The sequence below is a fragment of the Pseudomonas sp. TE50-2 genome (assembly GCF_040813665.1).
Lineage (GTDB): Bacteria > Pseudomonadota > Gammaproteobacteria > Pseudomonadales > Pseudomonadaceae > Aquipseudomonas > Aquipseudomonas soli.
In genome coordinates this window covers 3,060,953-3,074,380 of the sequence record NZ_JBFNXN010000001.1, presented here as the reverse complement: position 1 = coordinate 3,074,380, position 13,428 = coordinate 3,060,953, and the positions used below count along the sequence as shown (strand labels likewise).

Below are 13,428 nucleotides of genomic sequence, written 5' to 3'. Positions count from 1 at the left end.
CAAAGCAGCCCCCGATTACGCAGGAACAGCTTCGGCCGCCGCCTCCCGCGCCCACACCCGGTGCCCCTCGACTGCCTTGAAGAAGGCCTCGAGCGCCTTCTGGTCATCGCCCAGCAACAGCCCCGCATCTTCCTTGAGCCCCAGCTTATTCAGCAGCAGCTTGCCCTCACTGGCTATGCCCATGGGCTTGAGATGCTTGTAGGCCTCGAGCAGGAAGTGCTTGGCCACGCCGCTGTTTTCCAACGCCTCCAGCGAAGCCTTGCCCGCCGGCACCCACACACCGTCGAACATCACCGACGGCATGCCCTCCATCGACGCATCCACCGGCAGCTGCTTGCCACCGGCAGTCTTCACTGGTGCCGAAGTCGGCCCCAGCAGCATGGGGCGCGCACTTTGCGCCTCCAGCGCCTTGACCACCTTGTCGACACTCGCGTCATCCACGCCATCAGCCACCAGGATGGCGATCTTGCGCCCACTGATGCCGATATTTCCGGGGTGGTTCATCTGGCTCAAGGCCTTTGACTGCGCCGGTTTGCTGCCCTTGACCTTGACCGTGCCGGCCTTCGGCGCCGGCAGGCCGAGGTTGGCTGCCACCGCTGCCGCCAACTTGAGATCGATGTTGGCCAGGATCTCGTTCACCTCCCGCGCCCGGATCGCCTCGCGCTCGACCTTGCCCAGTTCAAAGCTGTAGGCCTTGATGATGTGCTGCTGCTCGGTAGGGCTCATGCTCTGGAAGAACAGCCGCGCCTGGGAGAAATGGTCGCCGAACGACTCACTGCGCTGGCGGATCTTGTTCGCATCGATACGTTCCTGGTAACTCTCGAAACCGCCATCCTGCGCGGCGGGCGGCGTTTCCTTCGGCCAGCCGCCATCAATCGAGTTGGGCTCGTAGGAGGCCCGCCCCTTGTCGATGGTCATGCGGTGCATGGCATCGCGCTGGCTGCTGTGATTGGGCGCGACGGGGCGGTTGATCGGGATCTCGTGGAAGTTCGGCCCGCCCAGGCGGCTAATCTGGGTGTCGGTGTAGGAGAACAGCCGGCCCTGCAGCAACGGGTCGTTGCTGAAATCGATGCCCGGCACGATATGCCCGGGGCAGAAGGCGATCTGCTCCACTTCGGCGAAGAAGTTGTCCGGGTTGCGGTCGAGCACCATCTTGCCCAGCGGCGTCACCGGCACCAGCTCCTCGGGGATGATCTTGGTCGGGTCGAGCAGGTCGAAGTCGAACTTGTGCTCGTCGGCCTCCGGCACGATCTGCACGCCCAGCTCCCATTCCGGGTAATGACCGGTCTCGATCGCTTCCCACAGGTCGCGGCGGTGGTAATCGGTGTCCTTGCCGGCAAGCTTCTGGGCTTCGTCCCACAGCACCGAGTGCACGCCCTGGCGCGGCTTCCAGTGGAACTTGACGAAGCTGGCCACGCCTTGGGCATTGATCAAGCGGAAGGTATGCACGCCAAAGCCTTCCATCATGCGCAGGCTGCGCGGAATGGCCCGGTCGGACATCGCCCACATGACCATGTGCGCGGACTCCGGCACCAGCGATACGAAGTCCCAGAAGGTATCGTGGGCAGAGCCACCGGTGGGCATCTCGTTGTGCGGTTCGGGTTTGACCGCGTGGACGAAGTCGGGAAACTTGATCGCGTCCTGGATGAAGAACACCGGCATGTTGTTGCCGACCAGATCGAAGTTGCCTTCATCGGTGTAGAACTTCACCGCAAAGCCGCGCACGTCGCGCACCGTGTCGCCCGAGCCACGTGGGCCCTGCACGGTGGAAAAGCGCACGAACACCGGGGTGATTTTCTCGGGATCTTGCAGGAAACCAGCCTTGGTCAGTTCGGCATGGCAGCCGTAGCTCTGGAAGTAGCCATGGGCGCCGGTCCCGCGGGCATGGACGATGCGCTCGGGTATGCGCTCATGGTCGAAGTGGGTGATCTTCTCGCGCATGATGAAGTCTTCGAGCAGCGAAGGCCCACGGGCGCCGGCCTTGAGGCTGTTCTGGTTGTCGGCAACCTTCACCCCCTGGTTGGTGCGCAGCGCCTGGCCGCTGGCGTCGCTGCGAAACGCTTCCAGGCTCTGCAGCTTGGCATTGGTGTTGGCCTTGTCGGGGGTGTCGGTGCCGGCGACAGGGCTGGGCTGTGGCGCCTGGGGCTTCTTGCTGGGCATCTTCGGCTCTCCTCATCAGTCATCAGGCTGCCCGTTCGGGCTTGTTCAATTAGTGACTGGGCTGCCGTCGGATGCGTTCAATCGGATTGCCGACCGTCGCGTTATGCCGATTGGATTGGAGCGTGACGAAATAAATGCTAAGAACACGCAGGGGAAAAGGCTAAAATGCGCGCCCCGGCTAACCGCTGACCCAAATTCCATGCGCCCCACAAGGTTCGCTCAGTGATCGAGTTTCAAAATGTCCACAAGACCTACCGCGTCGCCGGTAGGGATATCCCGGCCCTGAACCCGACCAGCCTGACCATCGAAGATGGCCAGGTGTTCGGCCTGATCGGCCACTCCGGTGCCGGCAAGAGCACCATGCTGCGCCTGATCAACCGCCTCGAGGAGCCGTCCGGCGGCAAGATCGTGGTCGACGGTGAAGACGTCACCGCCTTCGACTCGAACCAGCTGCGGCGCTTCCGCCAGCAGGTCGGCATGATCTTCCAGCACTTCAACCTGCTGGCTTCCAAGACCGTCGCCGACAATGTCGCCCTGCCGCTGGTGCTGGCGGGCGAGCTGTCGCGTGGCGAGATCGACAAGCGCGTCACCGAGCTGCTGGCCCGTGTCGGCCTTTCCGAGCACGCGAAGAAGTACCCGGCGCAACTGTCGGGTGGGCAGAAGCAGCGCGTCGGCATCGCCCGCGCCCTGTCCACCAACCCCAAGATCCTGCTGTGCGACGAAGCTACCAGCGCCCTCGACCCGCAGACCACCGCCTCGGTGCTGCAACTGCTGGCCGAGATCAACCGCGAGCTGAAGCTGACCATCGTGCTGATCACCCATGAGATGGACGTGATCCGCCGGGTCTGCGACCGCGTGGCGGTGATGGATGCCGGGCAGATCGTCGAGCAGGGTCCGGTGGCCGACGTATTCCTGCACCCGCAGCACGCCACCACCAAGCGTTTCGTCCAGGAAGACGAGCAGGTCGACGAGAACGAGCAACGCGACGATTTCGCCCATGTGCCGGGGCGCATCGTGCGCCTGACCTTCCAGGGCTGCGCCACCTACGCGCCGCTGCTGGGCACCGTGGCCCGCGAAACCGGCGTGGACTACAGCATCCTTGCCGGGCGCATCGACCGCATCAAGGACATTCCCTATGGCCAGCTGACCCTTGCCCTGATCGGTGGAGACATGGAGGCGGCATTCGCCCGCTTCACTGCAGCTGACGTACATATGGAGGTACTGCGTTGATGGACATCCTCAGCTATTTCGCCAACGTCGACTGGGTCGAGATCTGGCAGGCGACCAACGACACCATGGTCATGCTGTTCATCTCGCTGGCCTTCATCATCCTGCTGGGCCTGCCACTGGGCGTCGTGCTGTTCCTGTTCAGCCCCCGGCAGATGTTCGAGCACAAGAAGATCTACGCCGTGCTGGCGACCATCGTCAACATCGTGCGCTCGGTGCCGTTCATCATCCTGCTGATCGTGATGATCCCGATCACGGTGCTGATCACCGGCACCTCGCTGGGCGTTGCCGGTGCCATCCCGCCGCTGGTGGTGGGGACCACGCCGTTCTTCGCGCGGCTGGTGGAAACCGCCCTGCGTGAAGTGGACCGCGGCATCATCGAGGCTACCCAGTCGATGGGCGCCACCACCCGCCAGATCATCTTCAAGGCCGTGCTGCCTGAAGCGATGCCGGGCATCATCGCCGCCATCACCGTGACCGCCATCACCTTGGTGTCCTACACCGCCATGGCCGGCGTGGTCGGGGCCGGTGGCCTGGGTGACCTGTCGATCCGCTTCGGCTACCAACGCTTCCAGACCGACGTGATGATCGTCACCGTGGTGCTGCTGGTCATCCTGGTCCAGGTACTGCAAATGATCGGCGACAAGCTGGTCGTGCATTTTTCCCGTAAGTAACCCCAATGGGGTCGGCCCGGCCGACCCGTTCGGGGGCCGTCGCGGCCCTCACAAGGAGTGATCAATGAAGAAGCTGCTTGCTGTTGTCGCCGCGGTCGCGGCCTTCTCGGCCCACGCCGAGACCCTGACGGTCGCCGCCACCCCGGTGCCGCACGGCGAGATCCTCGAGGTGGTCAAGCCACTGCTGGCGAAGGAAGGCGTGGAGCTGAAGGTCAAGGAGTTCACCGACTACATCCAGCCGAACGTGCAGGTGTCGGAAAAGCGCCTGGACGCCAACTTCTTCCAGCACCAGCCGTACCTGGATGAGTTCAACAAGGCCAAGGGCACTCACCTGGTAAGCGTCGCCGGCGTGCACATCGAGCCGCTGGGCGTGTACTCGGCCAAGGTCAAGAAGCTCGACGAACTGCCTTCCGGCGCCGCCGTGGTCATTCCCAACGACGCCACCAACGGCGGCCGCGCCCTGCTGCTGCTGGACAAGGCCGGGGTGATCAAGCTCAAGGACAACACGAACATCCTGTCGACCATCAAGGACATCGCCGAGAACCCGAAAAACCTGAAGTTCCGGGAGCTGGAAGCCGCGACCATCCCGCGTGTGCTGACCCAGGTCGATGCCGCCCTGATCAACACCAACTACGCGCTGGAAGCCAAGCTCAACCCGGAAAAAGACGCCCTGGCCATCGAAGGCAAGGACTCTCCGTACGTGAACATCCTGGTGACCCGCGAGGACAACAAGGACGCGGACGCGGTGAAGAAGCTGGTGCAGGCCCTGCACTCGCCTGAGGTGAAGCAGTTCATCACCGAGAAGTACAAGGGCGCTGTGGTTCCTGCGTTCTAAGCCTGCAGCCTGGGGCCGCTTCGAGGCCCTATCGCCGGCAAGCCGGCTCCCACAGAGACTGCACGATTGTGGGAGCCGGCTTGCCGGCGAAAGGCCTGCGCAGCAGGCCCAAACTTCTCAATCGCGCTTGACCAGCCCTGGCAACTGCGCCACCAGCTTCTGGTTGTTGAACGGCGCACGGATGAACCCGCGCTGACGCCCGTCAGGCCCGACCACCGCCAGGTTGCCGCTGTGATCCACGGTATACCCTGGCTTGCTGGTATCGGCCGGAATGAACGGGATGCTCAAGGCGTTGGCCAATTTCTGGGTATCCTCGATCGAGCCCGCCACCCCGACGAAATCCTTGTCGAAATAGCCCAGGTACTGCTTGAGCTGGTTCGGCGTGTCGCGGTTCGGGTCGACGCTCACCAGCACCACCTGCAGACGCTCCAGCGCCTCCTTGGGCAGTTCGCTCTTCACCTGGCGCAGCTGGGCCAGGGTGGTCGGGCAGATGTCCGGGCAGTAGGTGTAGCCGAAGAACAGCAATGACCACTTGCCCTTGAGCTGGTCCAGCACCAGCGGCTGGCCGTTCTGGTCGGTCATGGTCACGTCCGGCACGGTACGGCTCTGCGGCAGCAGGATGATGCCGGCATCGATCAGTTCGGTGGGGTTCAACTGACCACGGTCGTTGAGCACCTTGTTGACGGTCAGGCCCATGATCAGCGCGACCAGGGCAACGAGGATGAAGACGGTTTTCTGGGTTCGGGTCATAGGTTCAGCAACAGGTAGTGGTCTACGAGCAACGCGATGAACAGGGCGAACAGGTAGCCGATAGAGTACTTGAACGTCTTGATCGCCGCGTGCGGCCGGGTGCCACGGTACAACACCCAGGCCCAGTGCAGGAAGCGCAGGCCCAGCACCAGGGCACAGGCCAGGTACAGCGGGCCGCTCATGTGAATGGCGTAGGGCAACAGGCTCACGGCCAGCAATATCAAGGTGTAGAGCAGGATATGCAGGGCCGTGTAACGCTCGCCATGGGTAACGGGGAGCATGGGAATATCAGCTTTTGCGTACTCCTCCTTGCGATGAATCGCAAGGGCCCAGAAGTGCGGCGGTGTCCAGGCGAAGATGATCAGCACCAGCAGCAGCGGCTCGGCGCCCAGGTGCCCGCTGACCGCCACCCAGCCCAGCAATGGCGGCGCGGCCCCGGCGAGGCCGCCGATCACGATGTTCTGCGGCGTGGCTCGCTTGAGAAAGCCGGTGTAGAGCACCGCGTAACCTAGCAGCGAGGCCAGGGTCAGCCAGGCGGTGAGGGGGTTGGTGAACGCCAGCAGCAAAACCATCCCCGCCACGGCCAGCAGCAGGGCGAACAGCAGTGCCGGCAAGGGCGCGACCCGGCCCTGGGCCAGCGGGCGCTTGTGGGTCCGGGCCATCAGCGCATCGACGCGGCGATCGACCACGTGGTTGACCGCCGCCGCGGCACCCGCGCACAAGCCAATCCCCAGGTTGCCGAACAGCAGGACGTTCCAGGCCACCCCCGCGCGGGTGGCGAGAAACATCCCCACCAGCGAGGTGATCAGCATCAGCACCACCACCTTCGGCTTGGTCAGTTCCAGATAGTCACGCCACCCGGCGCGCTGGCGTTCCGTGCTCAGAACCGTCGCCACGAATCGTTCCTCATGTGATGAGTGAGTTGCCCCCCGACCACCGGTGTCAGGCGCCAGCCATGGCCCACGCGAACCTTGTCGACCACGCGGATGCGGTAGTTCACCAGCACCATGGTCAACAGCAGCAGCACACCGCCGGCGTTGTGGGCAACAGCCACGCCCAGCGGCAGGTGGAACAACACATTGCTGATGCCCAGGCCCAACTGCAGCGCCAGCGCAAGCAATACCAGGCGCGCCAGGCCGCTCAGGCCATGGCGGTGCAGCTTCCAGCCGAGCATCGATAGAACCGCCAGCACCAGCATTGCGCCGAGCCGGTGGCTGACATGGATCGCCGTGCGCGCATCGCTGTCCAGTTGCCCGCCCAGGTAATTGGGGCCGACATGCTGGGTCAGGTGGAAGCCGTTGCTGAAGTCCGCCGCCGGCCACCACTGGCCATGGCAGGTGGGCAGGTCGATGCAGGCCACCGCCGCGTAGTTGGCGCTGACCCACCCCCCCAGGGCGATCTGGCCGATCACCACCAGCAGCGCCAGCGCGGCGATCCGCCGTAGGCTCAGCGGCAGTTTCGGCAAGGGCGCAAAGGCCCGGGATAGACGCAGGGATAGCAGGAAAAGCAGGCTTACCGTGGTAAACCCGCCAAGCAGGTGCGCGGTCACCACCTGGGGCCACAGTTTCAGTGTCACGGTCCACATGCCGAACGCCGCCTGGGCCAGCACCACCCCCAGCAGCAATACTGGCAGGCGGTAGGGCTGGCCGTCATGGGCATGTCGGCGTACAGCCTGGAAGGCAAGCAGTGCGATCACCAGCGCCAGGGTGCCGGCGAAATAGCGATGGACCATCTCCGCCCAGCCCTTGGCTTCTTCCACCGGGTGTTCTGGGAAGTGCAGCTCGGCATGGGCCAGTTGGGCATCGGTCTTGGGCACGCTGATGAAGCCGTAGCACCCCGGCCAGTCGGGGCAGCCAAGACCGGCGTGAGTCAGGCGAGTGTAGGCGCCGAGCAGCACGACCAGCAGCGCCAGCAGCGTGGCGAACACAGCAAGGCGGAATCCGGGTCTGGCCATGGCAGCCTCCTAGCCGATGTTGGACAGCTTGAGCAGGTGACGCAGGTCGTCCAGCACATGCTTGCCCTTGACCTTGGCGTCGTAGCGCAGCACCAGGTTGCCGTGAGGATCGACGATCCACAGTTGCGGGGCAGTGTCGCCGACCTTCTGGATATAGCGCTGGGCGTCCAGCGGGTAGCGTTGCAACTGCGGGTACTCACGGCCCAGCAGCGCCTGGTAGTCGGCGGCCAGTGGCTGGGCCGCCGCCAGGGCATGGCTGGCGCGGCTGGCATCGCGGCCCAGGCCGACCTGGATCTGCCGGGCCAGGTACACCAGTTGCTGGCACTCCTCGACACAGGCGCCCGGAGAGCTGACCAACAGCTGCCAACGCTCGTCCTGGGCATCGATGCCGATATCGGCCCGGCCCTCGCCATTGCCGATCATCACACCGTGATAGCTGCGACCGTCCGGCACCCAGAACTTGAGCTTGTACATGCTGGTGGCGAGGATCATCGGCCCGAGCACGACGAACAGGATCAACAGCAGTTGCAGGCGCCCGCGGGGCTTGCGGCGGTCAGGCACGTCCAGTGGACTCGTGGCGGCGGCCATGGCGGTTCTCCTTGTCGTTGTGATGCCAGCCGAAATACAGGTAGAGCAGGACCAGCGCGCTGGCCAGGGCGAACCACTGCACGGCGTAGCCCTGGTGCTTTTCCGGGCCCATGGCGACCACCGGCCAGTCCAGGCGGTAGGCGGCAGGGCCTGGCTGCAGGCGTAGTTCCTGGGCAAAGCCCTCACGGCCCAGCTGCTGCCAGAGCCCGGCCGGATCGATTGCCGTCAGCAGTTGCGGCCACTGGCCGTCGGGGTTGTCCGGGTGCAGCTGGAAGGTCTTGCCCGGTGGCACGTAGACCGTGGCGTCCAGCGCCAGCGCCTGGCTCGGCGTGTCGAAGCGCACCGGCACACGACGGTCGGGCCACGGCAGCCAGCCGCGATTGACCAGCAACCACAGGCCGCTGGCCTGATCGTGGAAGGGCTGCAGCAGCTCGACGCCGGCCTTGCCGTCACGCATCTGATTGTCCAGCAGCAGGCTGTGACCGGCATCGAACCGGCCATACAGGTGCACGGGGTAGAACGCCGGGTCCGGCAGCTGGCGCAACCGGTCAGCAGTGACCGGCGCCTCGATCTGGCGCTCGGTGTAGGTAGCCAGCAGGTCACGCTTTTCGTCGGCGCGCCGCAGTTGCCAGCAGCCGAGCGCGATCAACCCCGGCAGCAGCGCAAGCACCACCAGGGTCGGTACCAGGCCTGGGCGAAACGGCTTCACCAGGGCCTCGTGAGGTCGAGCGCTATACTTGTATCCATCACCGCATCCCCCGGAGTTTCGCCATGCTCAAGGCCGCAATTGTCCTGATGCTGCTGGCCACAATTGCCAGCCTGTTCAGTGGCCTGGTGTTCCTGGTCAAGGACGACGACCAGTCGACCCGCCTGCTCAAGGCCCTTACCGTGCGCGTCGCCCTCGCCACCCTGACCATCGCCCTGGTGGCCTGGGGCCTGATCAGTGGGCAACTGGTGTCGCACGCACCTTTCTAAGTGTTCCCACCGTGTTCAAAGCACATACACAAAGATGAACAGCCCCACCCACACCACATCGACGAAGTGCCAGTACCAGCTCGCCGCCTCGAAACCGAAGTGCTTGTCCGGTTCGAAGTGCCCGCGCAGCACCCGGCAGAACATCACGAACAGGATCAGCGTGCCCAAGGTCACGTGCGCGCCGTGGAACCCGGTCAGCATGAAGAACGTCGCGCCGTAGATGCCCGAGCCCAGGGTCAGCCCGAGTTTGTTGTAGGCCTCGTGGTACTCGTAGGCCTGCAGCACGAGAAACCCGATCCCCAGCAGGATGGTCAGCCCCAGCCACAGTTTCAGCGCGCCACGATGCCCCTTGCGCAGGGCGTGGTGGGCGATGGTCACGGTCACACTGGAGCTCACCAGCAGGATGGTATTGATCAGCGGCAGGTGCCACGGATCGATAACCTCCTTGGGCGGTGGGAACAGTTTCGGGTCCGGTGTGTGCAGCAGCGGCCAGACGAACTCGAAGTTGGGCCAGAGCATGTGCGTCACGCCCTTGGCCCCATCGCCCCCCAGCCATGGCCCTGCCAGCACCCGCACGTAGAACAGCGCGCCGAAGAAGGCCAGGAAGAACATCACCTCGGAGAAGATGAACCAGCTCATGCCCCAGCGGAACGAGCGGTCCATCTGCGCACTGTAGAGCCCGGCGTGGCTTTCCTTGACCACCGCGCCGAACCAGCCGAACAGCATGTAGGCCAGGAACAGCGCGCCGACGAAGAAGATCAGCGGCCCGTGGGACTCCGGGTGGCCGGCCTTGAGGTCGTTGAACCAGGTGCCGAGCCCGAACACGGTGATGAACATGCCGATCGTGGCAATGATCGGCCACTTGCTCTGCGCCGGTACGTAGTAATGCTCGTGGCTTGCCATGATGTATCTCCTTCCCTCAGCGGGCGCCCTCGGTCGCGGCGTGGGCGACCGGGGGGTGGCGAGCGGTGATGTCGAACAGGGTGTAGGCCAGGGTCAGGTGTTTCACCGACTCCGGCAGGTCGCGGTCGACGATGAAGCGCACCGGCATCTCGATGCGCTCGCCCGGCTGCAGGACCTGCTGGGTGAAACAGAAGCACTCGGTCTTGTGGAAGTACGCCGCGGCCTCGGCGGGGGTGATGCTGGGGATGGCCTGGGCGCTCATGGGCTGGTTGGTCGGGTTGCGGGCCACGAAGATCATCTGGTTCACCGCCCCCGGGTTGACTTCGATCTGGTCGGCGGTGGAGTGGAACTCCCAGCTCATGTCGCCGGCATTGGTCGACATGAACTGCACCCGCACCGAACGGGTCGGGTCGCTCACCTGGGTGCCCGCGTACTGCCCGCCGGTCTTGCCATTGATGCCGAAGGCCTTGCACATCACGTCGTAGATCGGCACCAGGGCAAAGCCGAAGGCGAACATCACCACGGTCAGCATCAGCAGGCGGCTGACCAGGCGCTTGAGCGACAAGCCGTCCATGGGCGGGCTCCTACTTCACTTCCGGCGGTGTCTGGAAGGTGTGATAAGGCGCTGGTGAAGGGATCGACCACTCCAGCCCCTCGGCGCCGTCCCAGGGTTTGGCCGGTGCCGGCGCGCCACCGCGAATGCACTTGATGACGATGAACAGGAAGAAGATCTGCGTGGCGCCGAACATGAAGGCGCCGATCGACGAGACCATGTTGAAGTCGGCGAACTGCAGGTTGTAGTCGGGGATGCGCCGGGGCATGCCGGCCAGACCGACGAAGTGCATGGGGAAGAAGGCCAGGTTCATGCCGACGAACGACAGCCAGAAGTGCAGCTTGCCCAAGGTTTCGTCGTACATGTGCCCGGTCCATTTCGGCAGCCAGTAGTAGGCCGAGGCAAAGATGCCGAAGATCGCCCCGGGCACCAGCACGTAGTGGAAGTGCGCCACCACGAAGTAGGTGTCGTGGTACTGGAAGTCCGCGGGCGCGATGGCCAGCATCAGCCCGGAGAAGCCGCCGATGGTGAACAGGATGACGAAGGCGATGGCGAACAGCATCGGCGTCTCGAAGGTCAGCGAGCCTTCCCACATGGTGCTGACCCAGTTGAACACCTTCACCCCGGTGGGCACGGCGATCAGCATGGTGGCGTACATGAAGAACAGCTCGCCCACCACCGGGATGCCGACCACGAACATGTGGTGGGCCCAGACGATGAACGACAGGAAGGCGATCGCCCCGGTGGCGTAGACCATCGAGGTGTAGCCGAACAGCGGCTTGCGCGAAAACGCCGGGATGATCGAGCTGACCGCGCCGAAGGCCGGCAGGATCATGATGTACACCTCGGGGTGACCGAAGAACCAGAACACATGCTGGAACAACACCGGGTCACCGCCGCCGGCGGCGCTGAAGAAGCTGGTGCCGAAATGGATGTCCATCAGCATCATGGTCACCACGCCGGCCAGTACCGGCATCACCGCAATCAGCAGGAACGCGGTGATCAGCCAGGTCCAGACGAACAGCGGCATTTTCATCAAGGTCATGCCGGGGGCGCGCAGGTTGAGGATGGTGGCGATCACGTTGATCGCGCCCATGATCGAGCTGATGCCCATCAAGTGGATGGCGAAGATGAAGAAGGTCACGCTGGCCGGGGCGTAGGTGGTCGACAGCGGGGCATAGAAGGTCCAGCCGAAGTTCGGCCCGCCACCGGGGCTGAACAGGGTCGAGACCAGCAGCAGGAACGCCGCCGGCAGTAGCCAGAAGCTGAAGTTGTTCATCCGCGGCAGGGCCATGTCCGGCGCGCCGATCATCAGCGGGATCATCCAGTTGGCCAGGCCGACGAAGGCCGGCATCACCGCGCCGAACACCATGATCAGCCCGTGCATGGTGGTCATCTGGTTGAAGAACGCAGGCTCCACGATCTGCAGGCCGGGCTGGAACAGCTCGGCGCGGATCACCATGGCGAACGAGCCGCCGAGCAGGAACATGGTGAAGGCGAACCACAGGTACATCGTGCCGATGTCCTTGTGGTTGGTGGTCAGCACCCAGCGCATCAGGCCCTTGGCCGGGCCGTGGGCATGTTCATGACCGTGGGCGTGGTCGTCGATCACTGCACTCATGTCCTGTCTCCTGCAATCCACTGACTGCCGCGGGTAGCCCGGCTCATTGCGCTTCGGCCTGCTTGAGCGCCAGCACGTCCTTCGGCGTGACCATGTCGCCCTTGTTGTTGCCCCAGGCGTTGCGCTCGTAGGTGACCACCGCGGCGATATCGACTTCCGAAAGCTGCTTGCCGAATGCCGCCATGGCGGTGCCCGGCTTGCCGTGGAAGACGATGCCCAGGTGCGCGTCCTTGGGCCCGGTGGCGATTTTCGAGCCCTTGAGGGCAGGGAACATCGGCGGCAACCCCTGGCCCTCGGCCTGGTGACAGGCCACGCAGGTGGTGTGGTAGACCTTGTCGCCACGTGCCACCAGCTCTTCGAGGGTCCATTCCTTGCTGGTCAGTTCCTTGAGCTTGGCCGCCTCGGCCTTGCGCTCGCCCAGCCAGGTGTCGTAGTCGGCCTTGGATTTCACCTCGACCACCACCGGCATGAAGCCGTGGTCCTTGCCGCACAGTTCGGTGCACTGGCCACGGTAGATCCCGGGCTTCTCGACCCGGGTCCAGGCCTCGTTGACGAAGCCGGGGATGGCATCACGCTTGACCGCGAAGGCCGGCACCCACCAGGAATGGATGACGTCGGCGGCGGTCACCAGGAAGCGCACCTTGGCGCCCACCGGCAGCACCAGCGGCTGGTCGACTTCGAGCAGGTAGTGCTCGTCCTTCGGTGAATTGTTGTGGATCTGCTCGGCGGGGGTGGCCAGGTTGCTGAAGAACTCGACGTCCTGGCCCAGGTACTTGTAGTGCCACTTCCACTGGTAACCGGTGACCTGGATGTCGATGTCCGAGTCGCTGGCGTCGTAGATGTCGATCAGGGTCTTGGTGGCCGGGATGGCCATGGCCACGAGGATCAGGAAGGGCACGACGGTCCAGAGGATCTCGACCCAGGTGTGCTCGTGGAAGTGCGCGGCCTGCTGCCCGGTGGAACGGCGGTGGACGACCATCGACCAGAACATCGCGCCGAACACCACGATGCCGATGATCACGCAGATCCAGAAGATGGTCATGTGCAGGTCGAACACTGCGTGGGAGACTTCCGTCGCCCCGGGCGCCATGTTCACCGTCCATGCTGCCTGTGCCTGACCAAACAATGACCACAGCAACAGGCCCATCCAGACATGTGGATGTCGCATCATTGCGGGTTCCCCTTATC

At 64.2% G+C, this 13,428-nt stretch carries 14 protein-coding genes; 4 read left to right on the top strand and 10 right to left on the bottom strand.

Annotated elements, in window-relative coordinates; translation table 11 throughout:
* Positions 1-15 precede the first annotated feature (15 nt).
* The gene (gene katE / locus AAHK21_RS13980; RefSeq protein ID WP_367857537.1) at positions 16-2,160 is read right to left on the bottom strand and encodes a catalase HPII; all 2,145 of its coding nucleotides are present in this window, start codon (positions 2,158-2,160) and stop codon (positions 16-18) included.
* A gap of 222 nt (positions 2,161-2,382) precedes the next feature.
* Between katE and AAHK21_RS13975 the strand changes: the two genes are divergently transcribed.
* The 3 genes from AAHK21_RS13975 to AAHK21_RS13965 all read left to right on the top strand — a co-directional run bounded on the left by AAHK21_RS13975 (position 2,383) and on the right by AAHK21_RS13965 (position 4,896).
* Positions 2,383-3,390 carry a methionine ABC transporter ATP-binding protein gene (locus tag AAHK21_RS13975; RefSeq protein ID WP_110696963.1) on the top strand — a complete coding sequence of 336 codons (1,008 nt, stop codon included), beginning with the start codon at positions 2,383-2,385 and terminating at the stop codon, positions 3,388-3,390.
* Positions 3,390-4,061, top strand: coding sequence for a methionine ABC transporter permease (locus tag AAHK21_RS13970; protein ID WP_028688685.1), 672 nt, complete (start codon positions 3,390-3,392; stop codon positions 4,059-4,061). The genes AAHK21_RS13975 and AAHK21_RS13970 overlap by 1 nt, the downstream gene beginning before the upstream one ends.
* A 64-nt stretch (positions 4,062-4,125) precedes the next feature.
* Positions 4,126-4,896, top strand: a complete 771-nt coding sequence (locus AAHK21_RS13965; RefSeq protein WP_367857536.1) for a MetQ/NlpA family ABC transporter substrate-binding protein — start codon at positions 4,126-4,128, stop codon at positions 4,894-4,896.
* A gap of 117 nt (positions 4,897-5,013) precedes the next feature.
* Here AAHK21_RS13965 and AAHK21_RS13960 read toward each other — a convergent pair whose 3' ends face one another.
* Genes AAHK21_RS13960 through AAHK21_RS13940 form a run of 5 tightly spaced genes read right to left on the bottom strand, consistent with a single transcriptional unit; the run spans position 5,014 to position 8,897 of the window.
* On the bottom strand, positions 5,014-5,646 hold the full coding sequence (locus tag AAHK21_RS13960) for an SCO family protein (protein ID WP_028688687.1): 633 nt from the start codon (positions 5,644-5,646) through the stop codon (positions 5,014-5,016).
* Positions 5,643-6,542, bottom strand: coding sequence for a heme o synthase (gene cyoE / locus AAHK21_RS13955; RefSeq protein WP_367857535.1), 900 nt, complete (start codon positions 6,540-6,542; stop codon positions 5,643-5,645). The genes AAHK21_RS13960 and cyoE overlap by 4 nt, the downstream gene beginning before the upstream one ends.
* A complete protein-coding gene (locus AAHK21_RS13950) occupies positions 6,527-7,600 on the bottom strand; it encodes a heme A synthase (protein WP_217867798.1) in 1,074 nt (357 codons plus the stop codon). The genes cyoE and AAHK21_RS13950 overlap by 16 nt, the downstream gene beginning before the upstream one ends.
* Before the next feature lie 9 nt (positions 7,601-7,609).
* Positions 7,610-8,188, bottom strand: a complete 579-nt coding sequence (locus AAHK21_RS13945; protein ID WP_367857534.1) for a hypothetical protein — start codon at positions 8,186-8,188, stop codon at positions 7,610-7,612.
* On the bottom strand, positions 8,154-8,897 hold the full coding sequence (locus tag AAHK21_RS13940) for an SURF1 family protein (RefSeq protein ID WP_263159661.1): 744 nt from the start codon (positions 8,895-8,897) through the stop codon (positions 8,154-8,156). Before AAHK21_RS13940 ends, AAHK21_RS13945 begins: the two co-directional genes overlap by 35 nt.
* A gap of 62 nt (positions 8,898-8,959) precedes the next feature.
* Here AAHK21_RS13940 and AAHK21_RS13935 point away from each other — a divergent pair, with 62 nt between their 5' ends.
* Positions 8,960-9,163 carry a twin transmembrane helix small protein gene (locus AAHK21_RS13935; RefSeq protein ID WP_023628968.1) on the top strand — a complete coding sequence of 68 codons (204 nt, stop codon included), beginning with the start codon at positions 8,960-8,962 and terminating at the stop codon, positions 9,161-9,163.
* A gap of 15 nt (positions 9,164-9,178) precedes the next feature.
* Here the strand turns inward: AAHK21_RS13935 and AAHK21_RS13930 are convergent, their stop codons facing one another.
* From AAHK21_RS13930 to coxB, 4 genes are read right to left on the bottom strand one after another with little or no spacing between them, the layout of a single operon-like run.
* Positions 9,179-10,066: a cytochrome c oxidase subunit 3 gene (locus tag AAHK21_RS13930; RefSeq protein WP_367857533.1), complete on the bottom strand. Its 888-nt coding sequence runs from the start codon at positions 10,064-10,066 to the stop codon at positions 9,179-9,181.
* Positions 10,067-10,082: 16 nt separating this feature from the next.
* Complete coding sequence (locus AAHK21_RS13925; protein ID WP_038707108.1) at positions 10,083-10,640, bottom strand: cytochrome c oxidase assembly protein; 558 nt, start codon at positions 10,638-10,640, stop codon at positions 10,083-10,085.
* Between the two features lie 10 nt (positions 10,641-10,650).
* On the bottom strand, positions 10,651-12,240 hold the full coding sequence (ctaD, locus tag AAHK21_RS13920) for a cytochrome c oxidase subunit I (protein ID WP_023628965.1): 1,590 nt from the start codon (positions 12,238-12,240) through the stop codon (positions 10,651-10,653).
* Between the two features lie 43 nt (positions 12,241-12,283).
* On the bottom strand, positions 12,284-13,411 hold the full coding sequence (gene coxB, locus AAHK21_RS13915) for a cytochrome c oxidase subunit II (RefSeq protein WP_367857532.1): 1,128 nt from the start codon (positions 13,409-13,411) through the stop codon (positions 12,284-12,286).
* Between the last annotated feature and the right edge of the window lie 17 nt (positions 13,412-13,428).